This is a genomic window from Croceibacterium xixiisoli (assembly GCF_009827305.1).
Taxonomy (GTDB): Bacteria; Pseudomonadota; Alphaproteobacteria; order Sphingomonadales; family Sphingomonadaceae; genus Croceibacterium_C; species Croceibacterium_C xixiisoli.
Genome location: NZ_WTYJ01000001.1, coordinates 1,591,209 through 1,617,844 on the forward strand (window position 1 = coordinate 1,591,209; position 26,636 = coordinate 1,617,844).

General features: G+C 62.8%; 17 protein-coding genes. 3 read left to right on the top strand and 14 right to left on the bottom strand.

The window, feature by feature from the left end; translation table 11 throughout:
* Window positions 1-7: 7 nt before the first annotated feature.
* The 10 genes from GRI97_RS07665 to GRI97_RS07710 all read right to left on the bottom strand — a co-directional run bounded on the left by GRI97_RS07665 (window position 8) and on the right by GRI97_RS07710 (window position 13,455).
* Window positions 8-430 carry a VOC family protein gene (locus GRI97_RS07665; protein ID WP_161390456.1) on the bottom strand — a complete coding sequence of 141 codons (423 nt, stop codon included), beginning with the start codon at window positions 428-430 and terminating at the stop codon, window positions 8-10.
* On the bottom strand, window positions 427-1,821 hold the full coding sequence (locus GRI97_RS07670) for an amidohydrolase (protein WP_161390457.1): 1,395 nt from the start codon (window positions 1,819-1,821) through the stop codon (window positions 427-429). Before GRI97_RS07670 ends, GRI97_RS07665 begins: the two co-directional genes overlap by 4 nt.
* Before the next feature lie 169 nt (window positions 1,822-1,990).
* Window positions 1,991-3,388 (bottom strand): dihydrolipoyl dehydrogenase, encoded by a 1,398-nt coding sequence (gene lpdA, locus GRI97_RS07675; RefSeq protein ID WP_161390458.1) that lies wholly within the window; start codon window positions 3,386-3,388, stop codon window positions 1,991-1,993.
* Window positions 3,389-3,512: 124 nt separating this feature from the next.
* Window positions 3,513-4,724 (bottom strand): 2-oxoglutarate dehydrogenase complex dihydrolipoyllysine-residue succinyltransferase, encoded by a 1,212-nt coding sequence (gene odhB, locus GRI97_RS07680; protein ID WP_161390459.1) that lies wholly within the window; start codon window positions 4,722-4,724, stop codon window positions 3,513-3,515.
* A 12-nt stretch (window positions 4,725-4,736) separates the two neighbouring features.
* Window positions 4,737-7,577: a 2-oxoglutarate dehydrogenase E1 component gene (locus GRI97_RS07685; RefSeq protein WP_161390460.1), complete on the bottom strand. Its 2,841-nt coding sequence runs from the start codon at window positions 7,575-7,577 to the stop codon at window positions 4,737-4,739.
* Window positions 7,578-7,643: 66 nt separating this feature from the next.
* Complete coding sequence (sucD, locus tag GRI97_RS07690) at window positions 7,644-8,534, bottom strand: succinate--CoA ligase subunit alpha (RefSeq protein ID WP_161390461.1); 891 nt, start codon at window positions 8,532-8,534, stop codon at window positions 7,644-7,646.
* Window positions 8,535-8,671: 137 nt separating this feature from the next.
* Complete coding sequence (mdh, locus tag GRI97_RS07695) at window positions 8,672-9,634, bottom strand: malate dehydrogenase (RefSeq protein WP_161390462.1); 963 nt, start codon at window positions 9,632-9,634, stop codon at window positions 8,672-8,674.
* 320 nt (window positions 9,635-9,954) lie between these two features.
* Window positions 9,955-11,901, bottom strand: a complete 1,947-nt coding sequence (locus tag GRI97_RS07700) for a putative bifunctional diguanylate cyclase/phosphodiesterase (protein ID WP_235917639.1) — start codon at window positions 11,899-11,901, stop codon at window positions 9,955-9,957.
* A 112-nt stretch (window positions 11,902-12,013) separates the two neighbouring features.
* The gene (locus GRI97_RS07705; protein ID WP_161390463.1) at window positions 12,014-12,322 is read right to left on the bottom strand and encodes a hypothetical protein; all 309 of its coding nucleotides are present in this window, start codon (window positions 12,320-12,322) and stop codon (window positions 12,014-12,016) included.
* Window positions 12,323-12,453: 131 nt separating this feature from the next.
* The gene (locus tag GRI97_RS07710) at window positions 12,454-13,455 is read right to left on the bottom strand and encodes a cell wall hydrolase (RefSeq protein WP_328598513.1); all 1,002 of its coding nucleotides are present in this window, start codon (window positions 13,453-13,455) and stop codon (window positions 12,454-12,456) included.
* Between the two features lie 421 nt (window positions 13,456-13,876).
* Between GRI97_RS07710 and GRI97_RS07715 the strand changes: the two genes are divergently transcribed.
* From GRI97_RS07715 to uvrA, 3 genes are all read left to right on the top strand, one after another.
* Window positions 13,877-15,157 carry a surface lipoprotein assembly modifier gene (locus GRI97_RS07715; RefSeq protein ID WP_161390465.1) on the top strand — a complete coding sequence of 427 codons (1,281 nt, stop codon included), beginning with the start codon at window positions 13,877-13,879 and terminating at the stop codon, window positions 15,155-15,157.
* Window positions 15,158-15,569: 412 nt separating this feature from the next.
* Entirely contained in the window at window positions 15,570-17,864 is a 2,295-nt protein-coding gene (locus tag GRI97_RS07720) for a transferrin-binding protein-like solute binding protein (protein WP_161390466.1), read from the top strand.
* Between the two features lie 114 nt (window positions 17,865-17,978).
* Window positions 17,979-20,879 carry an excinuclease ABC subunit UvrA gene (gene uvrA, locus GRI97_RS07725; protein ID WP_161390467.1) on the top strand — a complete coding sequence of 967 codons (2,901 nt, stop codon included), beginning with the start codon at window positions 17,979-17,981 and terminating at the stop codon, window positions 20,877-20,879.
* A gap of 212 nt (window positions 20,880-21,091) precedes the next feature.
* Here the strand turns inward: uvrA and GRI97_RS07730 are convergent, their stop codons facing one another.
* The 4 genes from GRI97_RS07730 to GRI97_RS07745 form a co-directional block, all read right to left on the bottom strand.
* Complete coding sequence (locus GRI97_RS07730) at window positions 21,092-21,625, bottom strand: septal ring lytic transglycosylase RlpA family protein (protein ID WP_161390468.1); 534 nt, start codon at window positions 21,623-21,625, stop codon at window positions 21,092-21,094.
* Between the two features lie 964 nt (window positions 21,626-22,589).
* A complete protein-coding gene (locus GRI97_RS07735; protein WP_161390469.1) occupies window positions 22,590-23,822 on the bottom strand; it encodes an argininosuccinate synthase in 1,233 nt (410 codons plus the stop codon).
* Window positions 23,823-23,858: 36 nt separating this feature from the next.
* Window positions 23,859-25,250, bottom strand: a complete 1,392-nt coding sequence (locus GRI97_RS07740) for an MATE family efflux transporter (RefSeq protein ID WP_161390470.1) — start codon at window positions 25,248-25,250, stop codon at window positions 23,859-23,861.
* 71 nt (window positions 25,251-25,321) lie between these two features.
* Window positions 25,322-26,590 carry an SAM-dependent methyltransferase gene (locus tag GRI97_RS07745; RefSeq protein WP_161390471.1) on the bottom strand — a complete coding sequence of 423 codons (1,269 nt, stop codon included), beginning with the start codon at window positions 26,588-26,590 and terminating at the stop codon, window positions 25,322-25,324.
* Between the last annotated feature and the right edge of the window lie 46 nt (window positions 26,591-26,636).

Consider the following 26,636-nt stretch of genomic DNA (forward strand, 5'->3'; position numbering starts at 1 on the left):
GGTCGGGTCAGCCGCGCGCAAACAATTGGCCGAGATCGGCAAAGGCCTTCATCTCGATTGCATTGCCGCTCGGGTCGCGGAAGAACATCGTCGCCTGCTCCCCCGACTGCCCGGCGAAGCGGACATAGGGTTCCATGCCGAATTCCACCCCGGCCGCGAGCAGGCGATCGGCCAGTGCGTGAAAATCCGCCAGCGTCAGGACGATGCCGAAATGCGGCACCGGCACATTGTGCCCGTCCACCGGATTGGTGGCCGCGGTTTCTGCCGCTGTCGGCACCAGATGGGTGACGATCTGATGGCCATAGAAATCGAAATCGATCCAGTGCGGGCTGCTCCGCCCTTCCGGGCAGCCCATGATCGTGCCCCAGAAATGGCGGGCCAGATCCAGATCATGCACAGGGAAGGCGAGGTGGAAGGGGCGCAGGCTCATTGCGCGCTGCCTGCTTCCGGGCGCACGCCGCCGATCACGGACATCACCAGCGCGGTCACGCCGGCGCGGATGGTGGGGCCGGGAATGGGGGCGAAATTGGGTGAATGGTTGACAGGCAGTTGCGTCTTGTTCGCCTCTGCCGCCGCGATCACCGCCGGGTCATAGCCACCGATGCTGAAGAACAGCGACGGCACGCCCGCCGCGACATATTCGGAATAGTCCTCGCTGGCTGACACCGGCGGCGCATCGGGCGGCACGAAATGAATCTGATCGCCATAGAGCGGGCGGAGCAGCGCCTCGGCCTGGTGGGCCATCCCGGCATCATTGATCAGCGCCGCCGTTCCGGCCAATCGGGTGATGGTCGGCGGCTCGGCCCGGGCCATGCTGGAAACGGCGCGGGCCGTTCGCTCCATCCCGTCCACCAATTGCGCGCGGACATCTGCGGAATAGGACCGCATATTGACCTTCACCATCGCATTATCGGGGATGATGTTGGCCACGCTGCCCGCCTGGAACGCGCCGATCGTCAGCACGCCAAAGGCGGCAGCATCCTTCTCCCGGCTGATTACGGTCTGCACATCGTTGACGAAGCGGGCGCCCATCACGATCGGATCGATGGTGGCGCTGGGCATGGACCCATGACCACCACGCCCGTGGAAGGTGACATCGAAACTGTCCGAGGCGGCGCCGGCGGCGCCCGGGCGGATGTGAATCGTGCCGGCGGGCAGGTTGTTCACATGCGCGGCAAAGCCGTAATCGGGCCGGGGGAAGCGGGTCAGCAGCCCATCGGCAATCATGCCGCGCGCGCCGCCGAGCGATTCCTCGGCAGGCTGGCCGATGAACAGCAGCGTGCCTTTCCAACTGTCTTTCATCTGGGCCAGCGCTTCGGCCGCGCCCACCCACCAGGCCATGTGGAGGTCATGGCCGCAACCATGGAACACCAGCGTTTCCTCGCCATTGCGGGTTTGGGTGGCCCGGCTGGCATAGGGCAGGCCGGTCTTTTCCTCCATCGGCAGGCCGTCCATTTCCGCGCGGATCAGGATCGTCGGCCCCTCACCATTGCGCAGCACGCCGACGACGCCGGTGCGCCCCACACCTTCGGTCACTTCGAACCCGGCCGCCCGAAGTTTGCCCGCCAGCAGCGCGGCGGTGCGGGTTTCCTGGAAACCGAGTTCAGGGTGGGCATGGATATCCTCATACAGCGCTTCCAGCGCGGGATAGGATTGATCCAGCAGGCTGTTAAGCCGGGTCTTGGCCGCCGCCAGATCGATCTGCGGCACCGAAGGCCGCGCCTCCGATTGCGTTGGGGCCTGTGCCAGAGCGGGCAGCGGGATTAGCGCAAAGGCGGTTGCAAGGCAGCAGGCGCGGCGGACGAAAAGGGTCGGTCTCATGACCGGCTTCTATCGCGAATAGGCGGGACGGGGGAAGAGCGGAGTGCCGGTTTCCAGCCCGATCTCTTCAGGGCCTGCAAACGAAAATGCCGGGCGCCGTAAAGACCTGCCCGGCATCACAATTTCGTCTGTCAGCCACCGGATTTGCGCCCGGCCGCCTGAAGTCAGATCAGATGTGGATCGGCTTGCCCAGCACGCCCATCGCCGCTTCCTTCACGGCTTCCGAATGGGTCGGATGCGCGTGGCAGGTATAGGCGATGTCTTCGCTGGTGGCGCCGAATTCCATCGCCTGCGCAACCTGCGCGATCATGGTTCCGGCAACCGATGCGATGATCCAGGTGCCCAGAACGCGATCGGTTTCCGCGTCCGCAATCACCTTCACGAAACCTTCGGGCTCGTGATTGGTCTTGGCACGGCTGTTGGCCATCATCGGGAACTTCCCCACCTTGATCGCGCCGCGTTCCTTGGCTGCTTCTTCGGTCAGGCCGACACCGGCGATTTCCGGCGTGGTGTAAACGACGCTGGGGATCACATCATGGTTCACGATGCCCGTCTGGCCGGCAATGTTTTCGGCAACGGCAATGCCCTCATCCTCTGCCTTGTGCGCCAGCATCGGGCCGGGGATCACATCGCCAATCGCCCAGATGCCATGCACCTTGGTGCGGAAATCATGATCGGTTTCGATCTGGCCGCGCTGGTTCAGTTCAAGGCCGACGGCGTCGAGGCCCAGACCTTCGGTGTTCGGGCGGCGGCCGATGGAAACCAGCACGCAATCGGCGGTGATGGTTTCGGCGGCGCCACCGGCAGCGGGCTCAACCGTCACGCTGGCCTGCTTGCCATCCACGACAACGCCGGTGACCTTGGTCGCCAGCTTCAGCGTCATGCCCTGCTTCTTGAAGATCTTCGCGGCTTCCTTGCGCACATCGCCATCCATACCGGGCAGCAATTGATCCAGGAATTCGACCACGGTGACCTGCGCGCCCAAGCGGCGCCAGACCGAACCGAGTTCCAGGCCGATCACGCCGCCGCCAATCACCACCATGTGTTCCGGAACGGAAGCGAGTTCCAGCGCACCGGTGGAATCCACCACCACGCCGGCCGCATTGTCGACATCCACGCCCGGCAGCGGGGTGACCGAAGAGCCAGTGGCGATGACAATGTCCTTCGCCGTCACCGTCTGCCCGGCCACGTCCACGCTGTTGGGGCCGGTGAAGCGGGCCAAGCCTTTCAGCCAAGTGATCTTGTTCTTCTTGAACAGATATTCGATGCCGCCGGTCAGGCCCTTCACCGATTCACGACGCTGACCATGCATGGTGTTCAGGTCGAGCTCCGGGGTCACCTTGATGCCCAGCTTGGCCATGGTGCCATTGGCGGCGATGTCGAAATATTCGGATGCGTGCAACATTGCCTTGGAAGGGATGCAGCCAACGTTGAGGCAGGTCCCGCCCAGTGTTTCACGGCTTTCGGCGCATGCCACCTTCAGCCCCAGCTGGGCTGCGCGGATCGCTGCGACATAGCCGCCGGGACCTGCACCGATGACAAGAACGTCGTATTCGTATTCAGCCATGAGACACTCCGTAATGTGCGCCCGGCAGCATGGTCAGGGCGTTCGGAACCTGTATTTCAGATGCCGCATCTGCCCATGCCGGTTCGTACCGGACATGGGCAGGTGTGGCGGATAATCAACCGGATCAGAGATCGATCAGCAGGCGCATCGGATCTTCGATCGCTTCCTTGATGATCTTCAGCGCGGTCACGGCTTCGCGGCCGTCGATGATGCGGTGGTCATAGCTGAGCGCCAGATACATCATCGGGCGGATCACGACCTGGCCGTTGCGGGCAACCGGGCGTTCCTCGATCCGGTGCAGGCCCAGCACAGCGCTCTGAGGCGGATTGATGATCGGGGTGCTCATCAGGCTGCCGAACACACCACCATTGGAAATGGTGAAGGTGCCGCCGGTCATGTCCTGCATGGTCAGCGTGCCTTCCTTGGCCTTCTGGCCATAGCCGGCAATTGCCTGTTCCACCTGGGCGAAGCTCATCTGATTGACGTCGCGCACCACCGGCACGACCAGCCCGTTGGGGGCGCTGACGGCCACCGACAGATCGACATAGTCGTGATAGATGATCTCATCGCCTTCGATCTTGGCGTTGACGGCGGGCACGTCCTTCAGCGCCAGGCAGGCCGCCTTGGCGAAGAAGCTCATGAAGCCCAGTTTGATTCCATGCTTCTTGGCGAACACGTCCTTGTAGGCTTCGCGCGCCTCGATCACGGCGGTCATGTCGCAATCGTTGAAGGTGGTCAGCAGCGCGGCTTCCGTCTGCGCGCTCTTCAGGCGGCGGGCGATCGTCTGGCGCAGGCGGGTCATCTTGACCCGTTCTTCGCGCCGATCGCTGCCGGCTGCGGCCGGCGCTGGGGTGCTGGCTGCGGGTGCCGGGGCATCCTTCTTCGCCTTGGCGGCGGCGACGACGTCTTCCTTGGTCAGGCGGCCGTCCTTGCCGGTGCCCTTCAGGGTCGACGGATCGATGCCATGTTCCAGCACCGCGCGACGGACGGAGGGGGACAGGGCCGCATCGCCGGCATCGTCTGCCGGTTCGGTGCTCGATGCCGGGGCCACTGCGTCCTTGACGCGCGGGGCAGGGGTGTCGTCGCCGGCGGGCGACACACTGTCTTCGATGGTCGCGATCAGTGCGCCCACTTCGACCGTTTCACCAACCGCAACCACTTGCTTGCCCATCACGCCGGCCACGGGGGAGGGAACCTCCACCGCCACCTTGTCGGTTTCGAGGCTGGCGATCGGTTCGTCCACGGCGACAGCGTCACCGGGCTTCTTCAGCCATTCGCCAATGGTCGCTTCGGTCACGGATTCGCCGAGCGTGGGGACTTTAACTTCAATTGCCATTGCTGGGCTCCCTCAGACTTGCGCCTGCTTCGTTCCAATGCGCCTTGACGGGCCCTTGCCCCCAAGGCCGAGCGCGCTGGCGACCAGCGCGTCCTGCTGTTCCTTGTGCCTGATCGCAAAGCCGGTTGCCGGCGAAGCGGAAACATCGCGCCCGGCATAGCAGGGGCGCATGCCCTGATGGCCTGCTGCGATCAGCGCGTCCTCGATCTGGTTTTCGACGAAGAACCAGGCGCCGTTGTTGCGCGGTTCTTCCTGGCACCAGACGACGTCTTCCAGATTGGTCATGCGGCGCAGGCGTTCTGCCAGCGGCTGGCCCGGGAAGGGATAGAGCTGTTCGATACGAACGACCGAAACATCTTCGATCCCGGCCTCATCCCGCTTGCTCATCAGGTCATAGGCGACCTTGCCCGAACACAGCACCAGACGGCGTACCTTCTCGTCGGCGATCACCTTGGTGTCCGACAGAATCCGGCGGAAATGGCTCTCGCCCACGAATTCGGAAATGTCCGACTTCGCCAGCGGGTGCCGCAGCAGGCTCTTGGGCGTCATGATGACCATCGGCTTGCGGAACGGCCGCAGCATCTGCCGGCGCAGCACGTGGAAGTAATTCGCCGGGCTGGTGATGTTCAACACCTGAAGGTTGTCATTCGCGCACAGCTGGAGGAAGCGTTCCAGACGGGCGGAGGAATGCTCCGGACCCTGGCCTTCATAACCATGCGGCAGCAACAGCACCAGGCCGTTGGCACGCAGCCATTTGGCTTCGCCGGCCGCGATATATTGGTCGATGATGATCTGCGCGCCATTGGCGAAATCGCCGAACTGCGCTTCCCACAGCACCAGGGTTTTCGGATCGGCCATGGCAAAGCCATATTCGAAACCGAGCACGCCATATTCGGACAGCGGGCTGTCATAGACCTCGAACTTCCCATGCGGCAGTTCGCACAGCGGAATAAACTTGCGTTCGGTGTTCTGGTCCACCCAGATTGCATGCCGCTGGCTGAAGGTGCCGCGACCCGAATCCTGGCCCGACAGGCGGACATTGAAGCCTTCTGCCAGCAGACTGCCGAAGGCGAGCGATTCCGCCGTCGCCCAGTCCACGCCCTGTTCCCCGCCGAACATCTGCCGGCGCTGGTCGATCACGCGGCCCAGCGTCTTGTGGATGGTCAGGTCTTCGGGAACATTGGTCAGCGTCCGGCCCAGGCTGTCGAACAGCTTCTGTTCGATGGCAGAGGGCACGTTGCGACGTGCGGTTTCCGGATCGGCCGGCTTGTGCAACCCACTCCACCGCCCGGCGAACCAGTCGGCTTCATTGGGCTTGTAGCTTTTGGCGGCTTCGAATTCTTCGCTCAGCTGATTGTCGAATTCGGCACGCAACCCCGGTGCGGTGCCGGCATCGATCACACCTTCCTGCGTCAGGCGCGTGGCATAAAGCTCGCTGACGCGTGGATGCTGACGGATCTTGTCATACATCAGCGGCTGGGTGAAGCTGGGCTCGTCGCCTTCGTTGTGGCCGAAGCGGCGATAGCACCACATGTCGATCACGATGTCGCGCTTGAACTGCTGGCGGTATTCAATCGCCAGCTTGCAGGCGAATGTCACCGCTTCGGGATTGTCGCCATTCACATGCAGGATCGGCGCCTGAATGCCCTTCGCCACATCCGATGGATAGGGCGATGAACGGGCGAATTTCGGGCTGGTGGTGAAACCGATCTGGTTGTTGATCACGAAATGGATGCAACCGCCGGTGTTGTAGCCGCGCACACCGGAAAGGCCGAAGCACTCCCACACGATGCCCTGGCCGGCGAAGGCCGCATCGCCATGGATCAGCACGGGCAGAACCTGCTCATGCTTGGTCAGATCGTCGCGGATCGCCTGCTGCGCGCGGGTCTTGCCCAGCACCACGGGATCCACGGTTTCCAGATGGCTCGGGTTGGGGACCAGCGACATATGCACCTTGATGCCGTCGAATTCGCGGTCGGTGCTGGTGCCCAGGTGATACTTCACGTCGCCCGATCCGCCCACATCTTCCGGATTGGCGCTGCCGCCGGAAAACTCGTGGAAGATCACGCGGTAAGGCTTTGACATCACATTCGCGAGCACATTCAGGCGGCCGCGATGGGCCATGCCGTAAATGATTTCGCGCACGCCGTACTGGCCACCATATTTGATCACCGCTTCCAGCGCGGGGATCATGCTTTCGCCGCCGTCCAGGCCGAAACGCTTGGTGCCAACATATTTCTTGCCGAGGAATTTTTCGTATTCCTCGCCCCGGATCACAGCCTGCAGGATCGCCCGCTTGCCTTCGGGGGTGAAGGTGATGACCTTGTCCTGGCCTTCGATCCGGTCCTGCAGGAAACGGCGTTCCTCCACGTCGGAAATATGCATGTATTCCAGCCCGACGGGGCCGCAGTAATTCTTGCGCAGAATTTCCACCAGCTTGCGCGGAGTCGCCCATTCCAGGCCCAGTGCGCCGCCGACGTAAACCTCGCGGTCGAGCGCATCGGCGGAAAAGCCGTGATATTCCGGGTCCAGATCTTCCGGCAGTTCCAGGTGCGACAAGCCCAGCGGATCCAGATCGGCCGCCAGATGGCCACGCACGCGATAGGTACGGATCAGCAGCATGGCGCGGATGGAATCGCCCGCAGCCTGCTCGATAGTGTCTGCATTGATAGACTTGCCGGCCTTGGCGGCGGCATCCTTGACCACGATCTTCAGCGTGGTGGGATCCATCGCCTGGGAAAGATCGCCATCGGCATCGGTCAGCGGCCAGCGATTGTTGTGCCAGCTGGGGCCCGGTTGCGGCCCTTCCTGAGCAGGAAGATCGGGAAGGGAATTCTGCACTTCGTTACCCATCGGGCAATCCTTTGTGTCGTCTCCGGCCCCGCCCGCTGACGCAGGGGGCAGGGCCGGGACGTTTGATTAGGCGAGTTCTTTCAGCAGCGCGGCAAGGGTGGTGCCAAGCTCGCTGGGTGAGGGGGAAACGCGAATGCCGGCCGATTCCATGGCGGCAATCTTGTCGTCTGCACCGCCCTGACCACCGCTGACGATCGCACCGGCATGGCCCATGCGACGACCCGGAGGCGCCGTGCGGCCGGCAATGAAGCCCACCATCGGCTTGCTGCGGCCCTTGGCGGCCTCCTGCTTGATGAATTCCGCCGCTTCTTCTTCGGCCGAACCACCGATTTCACCGATCATGATGATCGACTTGGTTTCATCGTCAGACAGGAACAGGTCCAGCACGTCGATGAAGTTGGTGCCATTGACCGGATCGCCGCCGATGCCGACAGCCGTGGTCTGGCCCAGGCCGACGGCCGTGGTCTGGTGCACGGCTTCATAGGTCAGCGTGCCCGAACGGCTGACGACGCCCACGCTGCCCTTCTGGAAGATGCTGCCCGGCATGATGCCGATCTTGCATTCGCCCGGGGTCAGAACGCCGGGGCAGTTCGGGCCGATCAGGCGCGATTTCGAACCGGCCAGGGCGCGCTTCACGCGGACCATGTCCAGCACCGGAATGCCTTCGGTGATCGCCACGATCAGTTCGATTTCCGCTTCAATCGCTTCCAGGATCGAATCCGCGGCGAAGGGCGGCGGAACATAGATCACGCTGGCGGTGGCGCCGGTGGCGTTCTTGGCTTCGGCAACGGTGTCGAACACGGGCAGATCGATGTGGGTCTGGCCGCCCTTGCCGGGGGTGACGCCTGCAACCATCTGCGTCCCGTACGCCAGCGCCTGCTGCGTGTGGAAGGTACCGGTTTCACCGGTCATCCCCTGGGTGATGACCTTGGTGTTCTTGTTGACGAGAATGCTCACAGTGTCTGTTCCATCTTGATGATGTGAATTTCTGGGGCGATCGGACGGCACCTTTGCGGGCAGCCGGCCTTCGCCGTGATCATGCGCCACTGCGGCCGCGCCGCCCGGTCAGGCAGCGCGGCCGCAGTGGATATTCATCAGGCCAGCGCCGGATCGATGCCCTTGCAGGCGACCAGCAGTTCCTTGACCGCATCGACGGAGACGTCGAAATTGGCCTTGGCCGTGTCGTTCAGTGCGATTTCGGCGATGCGTTCCACGCCACCGGCGCCAATCACTACCGGCACACCGACGTAGAGATTGTCCACGCCATACTCGCCGGTCAGATTGGCGGCGCAGGGCAGCAGCCGCTTCTTGTCCTTCAGATAGCTTTCCGCCATCGCGATGGCGCTGGTCGCCGGTGCATAATAGGCCGAACCATTGCCCAGCAACTGGACGATCTCGCCGCCGCCCGAACGGGTGCGGGCCACGATCGCGTCGATCTTTTCCTGCGTCGACCAGCCCATCTTGATCAGATCAGGCACGGGGATGCCGGCCACGGTCGAATATTCGATCACCGGCACCATGGTATCGCCATGGCCGCCCAGCACGAAGGCGGTGACGTCTTCGACAGACACATTGAATTCTTCAGCCAGGAAGTGGCGGAAGCGCGCGCTGTCGAGCACGCCGGCCATGCCAACGACCTTGTTGTGCGGCAGGCCCGAATATTCGCGCAGCGCCCACACCATCGCGTCGAGCGGGTTGGTGATGCAGATCACGAAGGCGTCAGGAGCGTTTTCCTTGATGCCCGCGCCCACGGCCTGCATGACCTTCAGATTGATGCCCAGCAGATCGTCGCGGCTCATGCCCGGCTTGCGCGGCACGCCTGCGGTCACGATCACCACGTCGGCGCCGGCGATATCGGCATAATCGCTGGTGCCCTTGAGGTTGGCGTCATAGCCTTCGACCGGTCCGGCCTGTGCCAGATCCAGGGCCTTGCCCTTGGGCATGCCTTCAGCGATGTCGAACAGGACGATGTCGCCCAGTTCCTTCATCGCGGCGAGGTGGGCGAGCGTTCCGCCGATCATGCCGGCGCCAACGAGTGCGATCTTTTTCCTGGACATAGACCTGTGCCAATCCTTCCTGCGGCGCGGGAGCTGGCAAAAGAATATTCCGGCGCTTCCCTGCATCCCGCGATAAGGAAGCGCCCGGGTGTTGGCGCCCGCCCTAGGCCGGGCGGAAAGGCTTTTCAACCGCCAAAACCCTTCCCGAGCAGACTATCTTTGATATTCGTTCGCAGTATCAATAAGGTTGATTTGTAACGAATCTTGTGGATAGTTTGGCTAAGTCCGGGTTGATGAACCAGTCACGACGTCCAAGTCGGCTGATCGTATTATCCGGGCGTCTTGCCGCGCTGCAGCATTCATGCGCGGATTTTTCCGGGTCAGCCGGCCTTGCGGGCCAGCGGATGTTCGCCCTGATCGCGTACGAGCAGTTCGGTCGCCTTATGCTCGGGGACCGGCCGGCTGTAGTGATAACCTTGGCCAAGGGTGCAACCGGCTGCCCTGACCTTCTCGATCTGCTCGATCGTTTCCAGGCCTTCGGCAACGATATCCATGTCCAGCGCGGCGCCCATTTCGGCCACGGCGCGGATGATGGCATTGCTCTTGCGCCCGACATCGGGGCCGGAAACGAAGCTGCGGTCGATCTTGATCTTCCGGAAGGGGAACTTGTTGATGTACCCGAGGGAGGAATAGCCGGTGCCGAAGTCATCCAGCGTGAAGGTGCAGCCCGCCTCCGTCAGCGCGCGGATGAAGCGGGCCGAATTCTCGTCATGCTCGATGAACAGGCTTTCGGTGACTTCCAGTTCCAGCCGGCGCGGGTCCAGATTGGCTTCCTTCAGCGCGTTGATAATGCCCAGTTCGGCCCCGGGTGCGCGCAGTTGCACGGGGGAAAGATTGACAGCCACGGTTATGTCGTCGGGCCATTGTGCGCAAACCCGCGCAGCCTGCGCGGTGATCCAGTTGCCCAGGGTGATAATCACGCCGGTTTCTTCTGCGACGGGAATGAACTCATCCGGCGGCAACTCACCCTTGACCGGGTGGAACCAGCGAACCAGCGCTTCAAAGGATCGGATCCGGCCGGTTTCCAGATCGTGCAGCGGCTGGAAATAGATCGACAACTCGTCACGCTGGATGGCCGCGCGCAACTCGGCTTCGATCTCCTTGCGGCGCACCAGTTCGCGGGTCATCTCGTTGTTGAAGAAGCATGACTGGTTCCGCCCTGCGGCCTTGGCATGATACAGCGCAAGATCCGCGCCCTGCATCAGCAGGTCCACGCTTTCCCCGTCATCGGGCAGCAGTGCCACACCCATTGATGCGGTCGTGACGATCCGATGTTCGTCGATACGGGCGGTGCGGCTGATGTTTTCGGAAATGGTCAGCGCCAGGCGTTCCGCCTCAGCCCGGCTGACGACTTCGGCCACCACGATGAATTCATCGCCACCGAAACGGGCGATGACGGCATTGGCCGGGCTGTGCGATTTCAACCGCGCGGCGACATCGGCCAGCACCTTGTCGCCGACCGGATGGCCTAGCGTGTCGTTCACTTCCTTGAATTTGTCGAGATCGATCCAGAACATCGCCAGCTTGCGATCAGGGGACAGTGCAGCCAGCATGTCCGACAGGCAATTGTTGAGGCCCGCACGATTGGCCAGCCCGGTGACGACATCGGTCTGCGCCAGGTCGCGCATCCGGTCGGCCATGCCCTCGGCCTCTTCGGCGGCCATGATCTGCTCTCGCAGTGATGCGAACACGTTGAAGGTCACCGATGCCATGGCGAAAATAACCAGGATCAGCGATACGCCCAGCACATAGAGCACGATCCCGCCTACGGCGAGACAGACGACGATCAGCGGCACCATCGTCAGCAGCAACTGCCCGATGGCGATATGCGGCCGCCCGGCGTTGCGGGCGGCGATGCCGGTGCCGTAAACCACGGCATAGGATACGACCAGCGTCTGCACCGGGCCCGGGTTGTAGAATGCGATCGTGATCGCCGCAGCCAGACCGGACAGGAAGGCGTAGACGAAGGCCCCAGCCTCATAGAGATATTCCAGGGTTTGCGTATTGCTGTTGCTGCCGGCCGGGCGCGCCAGCCAGAAGGCGCTGGAAACCCGCAGGAACGCGACCAGGATCAGCGCGACCGTGGTGATCGACATCGCCAGGTTCTGCATGATGACCATGGCCGTGCCGCAGCACGCGATCCCGGACAGCGCACCGATGGCGAGGCTGGTGGGCTGGGTATAGAGAGTCGCGACAAGCTTCCGACGAACCCGCTCATCGCGGTCGTCTCCATGCAGGTAGCTGTCGAAAAACGTTCTCAGCGGCAAAAGCTTGGGCTCCGGTTAGCTTCCATCTACCCGTAAGTCCTAACTGATTTGTTAAGTACGGCCCCCGCCAGACGCCGCGCCCGAAATTATCTGGAGCGGTGCTGCTGCGTGTTCAGCGCGCATCGGTCTCCGCGACCAGCTGGCTGGCCAGCCGCTTGTCGAGAATTCGGCAGATATCGAGCCACCAGCGATAGGATGCACGGTCACCGGCGAAGAAGGCGGTTTCGGATTGTTTCCGCGCCCGTTGTGCTGCGGCCATGCCGTGCTGGGCGAAATGGCGCAGGGCTGCATGCAACAGGGCGTCGTCCGGCGTTTCTGCCTGGGCATTGTCATTCGCGGCGTGGGCGGAAAATGCGCGCAGCCGGACCTTGGCCATCCGCAATTCGCGTGCGTTTCTCGATGGGGCAAAGCGGATGGTCATCGATAGTCTCGCACCACGCAGCCCACTTGGCCGCCCGCTATTGTGGGCCAGACAAAGCTAACATCCAGTTACGATCTATGGTTACCGGCAGGGGGCAATCCGGTGGCGGCCCGGATGCGGATCGCGATGGATCAGGGTTGTGCGATCCACTGGCCGCTGCGGGCGTATTCATCCCTCACGCCGCCGCTGGCCGGCAGGTTCTGGCCTGTGAACAGATCGTCGCCGCCGCGCGCTTCCACCGCCGGGGCATAGCTCGGCGCAGGATCGACGGCATTCGGGGCGGATGTCGGCGCGGCCTTCTGGGCCGCCTGCAGCGCCTCTTCATACGCGCGCGCCAGGGCCAGCGGATCATAGTCCGGGGCGGCGCTCGCGGTTACGGTTCGCGGGTGCGGCGCCGGGATCGGCTCATGCCCGACATAGCGATTGCTGAACGCCGCCGCACGGCCGGCGGCACCGCGCCAGCGATAGAACCGATGCGCGCCTATGGTGCCGACATGGTCGAGGCTGTCGGCCCAATAGGGGTGGATCTGGATGGTGTGGTAATGGGTGGCCAGGCCGATCGGGCGATAGACCGATCCGGCCAGCGCTTCCCGCGCGATCCGCGCGGCGCGATCCCACCACATCGGCGAAGGCCGGCGAGCCATCGCGCCATCGCAGGTGAAGCTGAACTGGCAACCCGTCTGCCGTTCGGATCCCTGGAAGACAACGCCGCACACCGTATTGGGATAGCTCGGGTGCGCCACGCGGTTGAGCACCACCTGCGCGACGGCGCGTTGCCCGGCATCCGATTCGGTTGCCGCTTCGTAATAAATGGCCTGCGTCAGGCACTGCTGCGCCCGCAGCTTGTCCGTGATCGATCCAGTGGCCAGCATCATGCGGGCGGCTGGCCCGGCGTCCAACTGTCGCGCATCGGCAGCAGCCAGCGCCAGATGGCCGTCGTTCGCCTGGCCGGCCGTCGGCGCGTTCACCGCGCCATTGCCGACCGGCAGATCGGGCGTGTCCGCCAGATAATAGAAGGCGGAACCCGGAAAGCTTTCCCCCGGGGTTTCGAACGGCATCGGATTGGCGATGGCAACCTGGTCCGATGCGCTCATCGCCCAATCGTCCGGCGCGGCGAAGGCCGGCACGGTCACGACCGCTGTTGCAATCGCAATGCGGCGGCCCAGATGCTTGCGCCGCTGGTCGGCGGAAAAGCCACGCGCCCGTTTCCCGCGAGTCGTCCGACCGCGAAAGTCTCGCGGTCGCGCTTCGGAAAGAGGGGGCAAATCGGGCAAGCAGCGATCCTTCGGCAAAAACGCGCCTTGCGCGTAGCGTGTCCTGGGCCGCGGTGCATCACAAATCGCAACGGCGGCAGAATGCGTGCCAATGGAGGACGAATAGCGCCAACAGGTTAACAAAATCATGCGTTCTTGCTGCGCCCGTTGTTGCGCAATTGTTTGCCTGCGCTCTGTTGCTCGACAGCAGGTCTGCCTTCGCCTAGCTGCATGAATGGGGAATAGGGGGCAGTCTTTGTTGAAGTCGGTCGGTTTGAGCGCATCTGTCTGGGTGCTGGCAATGGCAACGCCGCTTGCGGCGCAGGATCAGGCATCGGCAGAAGTGCAGATGAGCGCGGCCGAACTGTTCGGCTTCGCCGATCGCGCTGTGGCATCGGGCGATCTGCAGACGGCTGAGGCGGCCTATCGCGCACTGATGCAGGATCCGGATGTGGAACTGCGGAGCGAGGCGAGGTTCCGCCTGGCCCGCCTGCTGGCCGATCGTATGGATCGCAAGCGCGATGCCGCCGTCCTGTTGCGCCGCATTCTGGATGACAAGCCCGAGGCTGCACCGGTGCGGCTGGAACTGGCACGCATTCTGGCGGAACTGGGCGATTACCAGTCTGCCCGGCGCGAATTGCGCGCGGCGCAGGCTGGCGGTTTGCCGGAGGATGTCGAACAGCGGGTGCGCTTCTTCGCCAATGCGCTCAGCGCCACGAAGATGATCGGCGGCGGGCTGGATGTGGCCCTGGCACCCACCAGCAACATGAACCGTGCGACAAGGTCCGACACGCTGGGCACGGTGATCGGCGATTTCGTGCTGAGCGAGGATGCGCAGGCGCAATCGGGCATAGGCCTGGCGCTCAAGGGGCAGGCCTATGCCCGATTGCCGGCCAGCAAGAAGGTGGATTTCCTGCTGCGCGCCAATGCCGCAGCCGACTTGTATCGCCATTCGCAGTTCAACGACATCAACACTTCCGTCCAGGTCGGTCCGCAATGGGTCTGGGGGCGCGATCGCCTGGCGATGGCAGCTACGGTCAGCTGGCGCTGGTTCGGCATGGATCCCTACAGCATCTCCTATGGGGTGACCAGCAATTGGCAGCATCCGCTCGGTGATCGCACCCAATTGCGCATCGACGGTTCGGCCTTGCTGGAAGACGTCCGCCCCAACGACATGCAGGATGGCGAACGCTACATGCTGGCGCTCGGGGTGGATCACGCCTTCAGCGCACGGGCCGGCGGCGGCTTCCAGCTTCACGGTACACGCGATCACGCGAAAGATTCCGGCTATTCCACCGCCAGCGGCGGCATCGGCACCTATTTCTACCGCGAGATGGGCCGCACTACAGCAGTGGCCAATGTCTCCTACCGCCATCTCGAAGGCGATGCGCGGCTGCTGCTCTATCCGCGTCGCCGGATGGACGACAATCTCAACCTGTCGCTCTCGGGCACCTTCCGCAGCCTGACCGTGGGCACCTTCGCCCCGGTCGCGCGCGTCCGTTACGAACGCAATTGGTCGAGCGTGGAGATCTATGATTTCGATCGCATAGGGGTGGAATTCGGCGTCGTTGCCGCATTCTAATCGGTGGCTTTTGAAATCCGGCGAAGTAATGCGGCAGAGATTATTTCAGGGGGCATGTGGTAATATGATAAAACGGCGTCTGGCAGTGAGCGCATCTGCCATTTCATTGGGGTTGTTGTTGGCTGCATGCGGCGGCGGGGGCGGTGGTGGACCGATTTCGACGCCTGGACCTGCACCAAGTCCCGGGCCGGGCCCGGCGCCCACGCCCGGCCCGGCACCCACTCCAGCGCCCACGCCGGGGCCAACGCCAGCGCCAACTCCGGCCCCTACGCCCGTGCCGACGCCTGCTCCTACGCCGACCCCGATAGCCAGTGGCGATCTGGTCGCGCCGCTTCGCTCCGGCATCTACAGCAATTCAGCTTCGGCTGCCTCGGTCCGTTTCCCGTTGCCTCGGGGGGAGGCAAGCGTATCCGTGGACAGGCTGCCACTCGAAATATCCTACGATGCTGCGCGCAGCACCTATTCCCTGTCTGATGGGCAGCGGCGGGTGAATTTCCGTTCGGCAGATATCGACCGCGCACAATCGAATGCCGAACTGACGACCTTCAAGGTGACAACGGGTTCCACCACCGATCATCTGAGCGTTTCGACCACGGGAACGGGCGAAGGGCAGACCCGCTACGTTGCCGGGGGCTTTTGGCAGACCCAGACCGATGGCACGGCGGCGATCGAGGGGCGGCTGGCCTCATTCGTTTATGGCATTCCGACGCTGGCTTCCTCGGTCCCGCGTACCGGGCTGGCCGGCTATGACGTGCGACTGATGGGGGCCAATATGATCGGAACCTCGATCGCATCGCTTGTTGGAGATGGCAGGATCGAGGTTGATTTCCAGTCTGGCGCTTTGCTGGCCAATGGGCGTTACTCCGCCGTCTTTCCCGATGCCCCGCCCCCGGCTTGGCATGGCAGCCAGTGGCATGCACGCGCTCTGCTGTCATCCGGCCGGTTCGAGGGTGACATCACGATGGACAATTACGGGACCGGTGATTTCCACGGCTCCCTGTTCGGTCCTGCCGGCGAAGAAATCGGCGGTGCATTCCATATCCTGGGCGAAAATTCCCGCATAACCAGCGGCGCGATCTTCGGGGTGCGCAGGGACACGCCGCCGGTTGTGGTTGAAAGCTTTCTGGGTTCGGTGCCCGATGCATTTTTCATTCCCTTGCATGCCGGCATCGAAGGGGATTTGTCGAACAGGCGCAGGATCAGCAACATCAGGGAAGGTGACCGGATACTGTCGATCCACCGCGCCTCCAACATCTACACCGTTTTTGCGGCGAATGGCGAAGCCGTGCGGCTGGGTTCATACCAGAGCTACGCCGACCACACGAATGATTACATTCTCGATCCTTGGTATCGCACGCCCTATGTAAAATATCTGGAGCGTTTCGACCGGCGGAATGGTGTTGCCGCCTATGATGCCATGATCCTGGGGATCGATACACCGGCATCGGCCATGCCGCGCATGGGCAGGGCGATCTACAATGCCACGCTTGGCGGATATCTGATGGAGCCCGACGCCATACCGAGAAACCTTTATGGCGAGGGTGTGCTGGCGGCAGATTTCACTACCGGTCAGATCACTGGTGAAGGCAGCTATTCTGTACGTGCGCTGACCAGCAGTTCTGCATGGGGCAATATCACCGACAGGGTTCTGGACAAAGGTACCTGGCAATCGTCGGCGGCGCTCGGTTCCGGATCGAACCGGTTCTCGGGCACGATGCAACTGGATGGCGCAAATGATTACGCGGGCAGCCTCACCGGCGGGTTCTTCGGGCCTGACGCCAGTGAGGCGGCTGGGGTGTTCCAGCTTGATGGGCCGGACGGGCGCAAGCTGGCCGGTACTGTCGGCTCACGATTTGATGATCGTGCCACCATGGGGGTCACGGAACTTGCGGATCTGTCGAAACTGACCTTAATGACATCCATCAGCATTGATACCACCGATGGGTACAGCAGTGACCCAACCTACATCAACGCCTCCAGCAATGCGGTATACCTGGACAATACTTCAGAACAATTCCCACTGGTCATCTTCCGGAATGCGGTCAGCGTAGAAAACGCGCTCCTGGCCAGGAACAATGCGACCAATACTCTGGACAGCTCAAACGACAATCCCGCGTTCAGGCGCTATCTCTACAGCGCCCCGAACTTCGATCAGCAGGTCGATGCCTATGTCTTTGACGGGCAAGGTGGCCGGATTGAACTGACCTATTCGAGTTTCGCGGTCGCTCGTCGCGCCGATCGCCCGGGTCAGGAGTGGACACCTCACTTCATCGCTTATGGAGTGCCGACAACAGCGGCGACGCTGCCGCGCAGCGGTCTCGCGAGCTATTCCGGGGTTGTTCAGGGGTATGGATACGTAGGCGATGACATGAGAACGGACAGCTATAATCTGACCGGCACCAGTTCCATGAATGTCAACTTCGGCTCGGGGAAAGCAACGTCCACGCTGTTGCTCGCAGGCGCCCACACCCAGAACGGATCGATGCTGGATTTTGGTCGTTACGATTTTTCCGGAAACATCACCAACGAGCAGAACCAGGTTCTCATCGACGGGGTTGCCGACAAATCCGGCTACCACGGTGCCTTGCAAGGCCTGTTCTTTGGTGCCGCTGCTGCTGAATATGGCGGCATCTTCAATCTGACGCTTAATGGGCACAATGGGCTCTACGGTGGCGCGCGTGGCGCTTTCGTCGGCAAGAAGGACTGAGGGTTGCAAGGCCGTTGCACTCGGCGGCCTCCGATCCCACATCTGGCACAATCCGAAGGGGCGCCGCACGGCGCCCCTTGACGCTTGTGAACATTTGCGGAACATCGCCATCCTATGAGTCTGACCACCATTTCCGTCCGCGGCGCGCGTGAACACAATCTCAAGGGCGTCGATATCGATCTCCCGCGGGACAAGCTGATCGTCATCACCGGCCTGTCGGGCAGCGGCAAGAGCAGCCTGGCCTTCGACACGATCTATGCCGAAGGGCAGCGGCGCTACGTCGAAAGCCTCAGCGCCTATGCGCGGCAGTTCCTGGAAATGATGCAGAAACCGGACGTCGAACATATCGACGGCCTCTCCCCAGCCATTTCAATCGAGCAGAAAACCACCAGCCGCAATCCGCGCTCCACCGTGGCCACGGTCACGGAAATCTACGATTACATGCGCCTGCTCTGGGCGCGCGTCGGCGTGCCCTATTCGCCCGCTACAGGCCTCCCGATCGAGGCGCAGACCGTTTCCAACATGGTCGACCGGGTGATGGCCCTGCCGGATGGCACGCGGATCTATCTGCTCGCGCCCGCCATCCGGGCGCGCAAGGGCGAATATCGCAAGGAACTGGCCGAATGGCAGAAGGCCGGCTTCACCCGCGTGCGGATCGACGGCGAAATCCATGAAATCCAGGATGCGCCCGCGCTCGACAAGAAGAAGAAACACGACATAGAGGTCGTGGTCGATCGCCTGGCGGTGCGCGAAGGGATCGAAACCCGGCTGGCCGACAGTTTCGAAACCGCGCTCAAGCTGGCCGAAGGGCTGGCCTATGTTGATCTCGCCGATGGCAATGTTCCGGGTCGCGAAGAAACGGAAAGCGGCGGCAATCTGAAGGGGGCGGGCCTGCCGGCCAATCGCATCGTCTTCTCGGAAAAATTCGCCTGCCCGGTCAGCGGTTTCACGATCGAGGCAGTGGAACCGCGCCTGTTCTCCTTCAACGCGCCGCAGGGCGCCTGCGCCGCCTGTGACGGGCTGGGTGAGAAGCTGCTGTTCGATCCGCAGCTGGTTGTCCCCAATGAAGCGCTGACGCTGAAGCAGGGGGCCATCGTTCCCTGGGCCAAATCCAATCCGCCGTCACCCTATTACATGCAGGTTCTAACCAGCCTGGCACGGGCCTATCAGTTTGATATCACCACGCCGTGGAGCGATCTCGAACCCGATCAGCAGTCCATCATCCTGCATGGCACGGGCGGCCTGCCGGTCGAACTCACCTTCAAGGACGGGCGCAAGGAATATACCGTCAGCAAACCGTTCGAGGGCGTGATCGGCAATCTCAACCGCCGCATGCTGCAGACGGACAGCGCCTGGATGCGGGAAGAACTGAGCAAGTTCCAGACCGCTCAGCCATGCGAACAATGCCGCGGTAAACGCCTGAATGAAAAGGCGCTGGCGGTAAAGGTCGCCGGGCAGGATATCGCTGCCCCCACCGCCATGTCGGTGGCCGATGCCAAGGCCTGGTTCCTCGATCTGATGCCGCAGCTGACCGATCAGCAGCAGCAGATCGCCCGCGCCATCCTGAAGGAAATCAACGAGCGGCTCGGCTTCCTCGACAATGTCGGGCTCGACTATCTCAACCTCGATCGCACCAGCGGCACCCTGTCGGGCGGCGAAAGCCAGCGCATCCGGCTGGCGAGCCAGATCGGTTCGGGCCTGTCGGGCGTACTCTATGTGCTGGACGAACCCAGCATCGGCCTGCACCAACGGGACAATGACCGGCTACTCGAAACGCTCAAGCGGCTGCGCGATCTCGGCAATACGGTCATTGTGGTTGAACATGATGAAGACGCGATCCGTGCGGCCGATTACATCGTCGATCTCGGCCCGGGCGCCGGGGTCCACGGCGGGGAAGTCGTGGCAGAAGGGACGCTGAAGCAGATCCTCAAGAGCAAGAATTCGCTCACCGCCGCCTATCTCAATGGCACGCGCGAAATCGCCGTCCCGGCCAAGCGGCGCAAGGGCAATGGCAAGAAGATCGTCGTCCATGGTGCCAAGGCCAACAATCTGAAGAATGTCAGCGCGGCTATTCCGCTTGGCACCTTCACCTGCATCACCGGCGTCTCCGGTTCGGGCAAGTCCAGCTTCACCATCGATACGCTCTATGCCGGCGCAGCCCGGGCGCTCAATGGTGCGCGGGTCATCGCCGGCCCGCATGACAAGATCACCGGCTTCGAACATTGCGACAAGGTGATCGAGATCGACCAGTCGCCGATCGGGCGCACCCCGCGATCCAATCCGGCCACCTACACCGGCGCCTTCACCCAGATTCGCGACTGGTTCGCCGGCCTGCCGGAAAGCGGAGCGCGCGGGTACAAGGCCGGCCGGTTCAGCTTCAACGTCAAGGGCGGCCGGTGTGAGGCGTGCCAGGGCGATGGGCTGATCAAGATCGAAATGCACTTCCTGCCCGATGTCTATGTGACATGCGAGGAATGCCAGGGCCGGCGCTACAACCGCGAAACGCTGGAAGTGAAGTTCAAGGGCATGAGCATTGCCGACGTGCTCGACATGACGATTGAGGATGCGGAGGAATTCTTCAAGGCCGTCCCGCCGATCCGCGACAAGATGCACATGCTCAACGAAGTGGGGCTGGGCTATGTCAAGGTCGGCCAGCAGGCGACCACGCTTTCGGGCGGGGAAGCGCAGCGGGTGAAACTGGCCAAGGAACTCAGCCGCCGCTCAACCGGGCAGACGCTCTACATCCTGGATGAACCGACCACCGGGCTGCATTTCGAAGACGTGCGCAAGCTGCTCGAAGTGCTGCAGCGGCTGGTCGAACAGGGCAACAGCGTGGTGGTGATCGAACACAATCTCGACGTCATCAAGACGGCCGACTGGATCGTAGATCTCGGCCCGGACGGTGGCGTGCGCGGTGGTGAGATCGTGGCCGAGGGAACGCCGGAGCAGGTGGTGAAGAACGACCGCAGCTACACCGGCCATTATCTGAAGCCGCTGCTCGAAAAGGCAAAGTAGGGCGATCGCGTGGAACCAGGGCAGCTTTCGGGCTGCGCTGGTTCCACGCGATCACTAGAGCGATTTCCAAGCAGGTGGAATCACCTGCTGACTCGGAAATCGCGGCAAACAAAAGAAAATAGAGCGGCGATCCGATGCAATCGGATCGCCGCTCTAATCTGCATTGGGAGGAAAGTGGGGCGATCCGGCAAGAGCGCCCGGTTCGCGTCGGCTCAGGAACCCAGCAGGGCCAGTTCGACGCGGCCCGATCCGGCGGAGACCAGGCCGATGCTTTCGGCGGCGCCATGGCTCAGATCGATCAGGCGGTTGCCGTGGAACGGGCCGCGATCATTGATGCGCACCACCACCGAACGGCCGTTGCGGGCATTGGTAACGCGCACCTTGCTGCCGAAGGGCAGGGTGCGGTGGGCAGCCGTCAGGCCGCTCGGATCGAAACGTTCGCCGCTGGCCGTGGGCCGGCCGGCCAGTTCACGACCATAGAAGCTGGCCATGCCGCCGCCGATCTCTTCGGCCTCTTCAGCGATTTCGAAATCTGCTGCCGGGGTAAGGGCTGCCGCTTCGTCAATCTGAGGGGCGAGGTTGGCAGCAGCAGCGTCATTGGCGCTGGGCAAGAAGTGGGGAAGATCGTCAACCGCCGGCTGCGATGCTGCTGGCGCGCTGTCGGTACGATCATCAGCGCTTGCCGCGCTGAGCGATCCACCAAGCGCAAACAGCGCCAAAGCCGCAATGGTTACTGACCGTTTCATATTCGGTCGAACTCCCGTCGGTTACGAGGGGATCAGATACAGGAGGGGGAGGGGGGAGGACACCCAGGCGGAGTCTGGCCACCCCGCCACAGGCTCAACTGGTCCCGCTTTGGTAATATTCCGGGAACGTTTCGGCTTGGCGAAAATCGCACTGTCGCCCCGGGGGCTCGTCTCGGCTGATGGCCGAAATTCCGCCACGCAGCGATGCGGCGAGGTGTGATCGTCGCGATTTTCGAGTCGAGGGGGGAGCGAGGCAGCGGTGTTGTCGCGGCAGATCATCCCCGTGGAATGAGGCTGCCACATCTGTGCCGTCGCCGAAGTGAAATGGGGCCGGCATTGCTGCCAGCCCCACTGTCACCGGCATGGATCCATCAGGATCGGCGCCCGGCTGTTTCGGGAAAGGCGTGACGCGCTTTCCCAATTCGACCGGCGCTCACGCCGGCGGCGGGAGTGTTTCGTGTCATGTCTGATCCATCGGATCGCAATGACGTTCCGCATTCCCATCGGGCGCCTGGCTTCCATCTCTGCATCCCGTCCGCTTGCGCGCAAGGGGTGTTCGATTTCTGCTCGGAACTTCCCGATCCGACCGCCCGATCACCTGCATCCGGCAAACACGTTCTCGCATCCATAAGTCGCTTGCGCGGCTCATGCTTGCGGATGTCGTTCCGCCCTCTGCCTGTGGTCTGACTGTCGTGTCGTCAGCGTCTGCAGCGGCTCTCCTTCCATTCCGGGCTTTTCAGGGCCGGGTCTTTTCGGAGCCATCCGGGGCGTCAGCTGTTGATGTCTGGAGAATGCGCCTTTCGACTGAGTCGGGGAAGGCCAATGTGCCGCTGTTTAGTCCATAGCGGGAACAATGCCAGTGAATAAGGCTGGATAACTCAACAGCTCATCGCAAAGGCTGTGCTTTTCTGGTGATTTCCGGGGTGGGCGATCCTGTCGCTCCCACCCCGGACAATTCTATCGCTTATTTCCCGTCGCGCTGGGCCAGCAGGCGCAGGCGCAGGGCGTTGAGCTTGATGAAGCCCTGCGCGTCTTGCTGGTCATAGGCGCCGGCATCATCCTCAAAGGTCACATGGCGTTCGGAATAGAGCGAATCCGGGCTCTTGCGGCCAACTACGCTGGTCGATCCCTTGTACAGCTTCAGCCGCACCGTGCCGTTCACGCGCTGCTGGCTCAGATCGATCGCCGCCTGCAGCATTTCGCGTTCCGGCGCGAACCAGAAACCGTTGTAGATCAGCTCGGCATATTTCGGCATCAGCTCATCTTTCAGATGCGCCGCGCCGCGATCGAGCGTGATCTGCTCGATGCCGCGATGGGCCACCGCATAGATCGTGCCGCCCGGGGTTTCATACATGCCGCGGCTCTTCATCCCGACGAAGCGGTTTTCGACCAGATCCAGCCGGCCGATGCCATGCTTGCGACCCAGCTCGTTCAGCGCGGTCAGCAGCGTCGCGGGGGACATCGGCGTTCCATTCAGCGCGACGCCATCGCCCTTCGCGAAATCGATGGTGATGTATTCCGGCGTATCGGGCGCGTCTTCCGGGTTGACGGTGCGCGAGAAGACATAGTCCGGGGTTTCTTCCCACGGATCTTCCAGCACCTTGCCTTCGGACGACGTGTGCAGAAGATTGGCGTCGGTCGAAAACGGGCTCTCGCCACGCTTGTCCTTCGGCACCGGGATCTGGTGCTGCTCAGCCCAGGCGATCAGCGCGGTACGGCTGGTCAAATCCCATTCGCGCCACGGAGCGATCACCTTGATATCCGGATCCAGCGCATAGGCCGACAGTTCGAAACGAACCTGGTCATTGCCCTTGCCGGTCGCGCCATGGGCCACGGCATCGGCGCCGGTTTCGCGGGCGATTTCGATCAGCCGCTTGGAAATCAGCGGGCGGGCGATCGACGTGCCGAGCAGATAATCGCCTTCGTAACGCGCATTGGCGCGCATTATCGGGAACACGAAATCACGCACGAATTCCTCGCGCAGATCGTCGATATAGATGTCCTTGTCCGGCACGCCCATCAGCTGCGCCTTGGCGCGCGCGGGTTCCAGCTCTTCACCCTGGCCCAGATCGGCGGTGAAGGTGACGACTTCGCAGCCGTAAGTCACCTGCAGCCATTTGAGGATCACGCTGGTGTCGAGACCACCCGAATAGGCGAGAACGACTTTCTTGATCCCGGAATGCTTGCTGTCGGCCATGTGCTGCTCCGCTGCGTAAAATTTGCGCGGCGCCTATCAGTGGATGCGGTTCTCCGCAACGGGGGGAAGGGCATCGATGCTGCGTAACAGTGCAGGAAAATGCCAGGCCAGCGTACCGGCGCGCAGCAAATAGCTGGCCGAAATCGCCATCCACACGCCCACCGCCCCCTGCGGCCGCAGCAGCAGATCGATCAACAGATAGATCATTGTCGCGATCAGCGCCGAATTGCGCAGCGCCCGGCCCCGGGTCGCGCCGATGAAAATCCCATCGAGCAGCCAGCTTGGCATACCCAGCAGCGGCACCATGGCGGCAAAGGGCAGGAAGCGCGCCGCCTCTGCCCGCACGCCGGGATCGGTCGTCAGCACATCGATCAGCGCCTGCCCCGCCGCCAGGAAGATCAGCGATAGCAACAGGCCGGCCAGCAGGGAGAATTCCCCCGTCAGCCGGATCGCCCGCAGGAAGTCCGTGCGCGATCGGGCACCGATGGCATGGCCGACGCGCGCCTCTGCCGTGAAAGCAAATGCGTCCAGCACGAAGGCGGCAATCTCGATGAACTGCAGCAGCACATGATTGGCCGCCAGTGTCTCCGTCCCCAACCGCGCGCCGGCATTGGCGAACCAGGCAAACATCAGCAGCAGCGCCATGGTGCGGATCATCAGGTCGCGGTTGACCGCAAACATGCGCATCAGCGCCGCCCGCTCCAGCACGGCGGCGCGACCGGCCGCACGGGCGATCGCCAGCGGGGAATGCCCGGCAATGCGGGTGGTGATCGCCAGGCCCGCGATCAGCGCCAGCCATTCGGCGCCCGCCGTGCCCAGGCCCACGCCCTGCGCGCCCATGCCCAACCCCCAGACGAAACCGATATCCAGCGCCAGATTGACGAAATTCACGCAAATCTGCAGCATCAGCGCCGCCCGCGTCCGCCCGAGGCCCAGCAGCCAGCCATTGATGGCGAAGCCGCACAGCGCCGCCGGCGCGCCCAGGAAACGCGCCTCGACATAGGCGCGCGCTTCCGCGCTGACATCTTCCCCGCCGGCCAGCACGGAAAAGGCCAGGTCAGCCAGCGGAATGCGCAGCAGCAACAAGAAAAGGCCAATGCCGCCACCGATCATCAGCGCCCGCAGCAGCAGCAGGTCGATCTCGGCGCGATGTCCCGTGCCGGCCTCCGCAGCGCCCTGGGCCTGGGCGGTCAGCCCGGTCATACCCATCCGCAGGAAGCCGAAGCTCCAGAATATCATGCCGATGACCGTGGCGCCCAGTGCCACCCCGGCCAGTGCCACACTGTCGCCGGTGCGCCCGATCACCGCCACATCCGCGAGGCCCACCAGCGGGATGGATGCCTGCCCCACGATGATCGGCCACGCCTGCGCCAGCACGGCGCGCCGGCTCAGCCGGCCGGGCTGGGAAGGGGGCGGGGTGGTGGTCATGATGTGCCGTTAAACAGAAACGGCGGGTGATGGTATCACCCGCCGTATCATTTCCCGTTCTGTGCGCCGGCTTACTCCGCCGCTTCGGCGAACCGCCACACGGGCGGTTCCTCCTGAGCCAGCAGGCGCAGGAATTCCTCATGGATATACTCGCGGGTCAGCGGCAGGGCGCTGCGATCCCGCACGGTGACCATCTGCCAATTGACCATCGTGCCATTGATGAAGCTCTGCTGCGCGCCGGCCAGATAGAACAGCCACATGCGATAGAATTCTTCATCATACATCTCGGTGATTTCCTGCCGGTGCATGACGGTCCGGTTGTACCATTCGGCCAGCGTGTAGCCGTAATGGAACCGCATGGCTTCCACATCCATCACCTGCCCGCCGGCGCGTTCGCTCTCGCTCACCAGCTCGGACAGGGCGGGGATATAGCCGCCGGGGAAGATATATTTGCGTGTCCAGGCATCGGTAAAGCCGGGAGGGCCCGTGCGGCCGATGCTGTGGTTCAACATCACGCCATCAGGCTTCAGCAGCTGGTTGGTCTTGCGGAAATATTCCGGGAAATGCGGCGTGCCCAGATGTTCGAGCATGCCGATCGATGTGATCCGGTCGAACTGCCCCTCCACATCGCGGTAATCGATCAGGCGGAACTTTGCCTTGTGATCCAGCCCATCGGCCTTGGCGCGTTCCTGGCAGAAAGCGATCTGATCGGGTGCTAGCGCCACGCCCAGCACTTCGCAATCATAATTGCGCGCCAGATACAGCGCCCAGCCGCCCCAGCCGCAGCCGATATCCAGGATCTTCATCCCCGGCTTGATGTACAGCTTGGCCGCGATCAGCGCCTTCTTTTCCAGCTGGGCCCGTTCCAGGCTGACCGAGGGATCGCGGTGATAACCCATGGTGTATTGCCGGTCCTCGTCCAGGAACAGCTCATACAGTCGGCGGGTCAGGTTGTAGGTGTGCTCGGCATTCTTGCGCGCCTTGGTGCGCAGGTTCACGCTGTCGACCTTGGCGGCGGTCTTCTGCACCAGCCGGCGCATCGGTCCCTGCGGCTGCAGCGCGCGTTCGCCATGCGCCTTGGCCTGGCCGGTCACGAACATCACCATGTCGCGAATGTCGTGCGGCGGTTCGACCACCAGCCAGCCCCACATATAGGCTTCGCCCGCGCCCAGCTGCGGATAGCGGGCGATATGGCCGGATGTCCGCTTATCGGTAAAGCGCAGGCGAATGGGCGCATCATTGCCGCCCGGGCCAAAGGTATAGACCTTGCCGTCATAGTCGGTAATTTCCATCCGACCCTGGCGGATCAGCTTGCGAAGCAGTTTTTCGAGCAGCCACATGACCGGGCGCGTCCCCTTCGTTTCTACAATTCGGCGGCACTAGAAA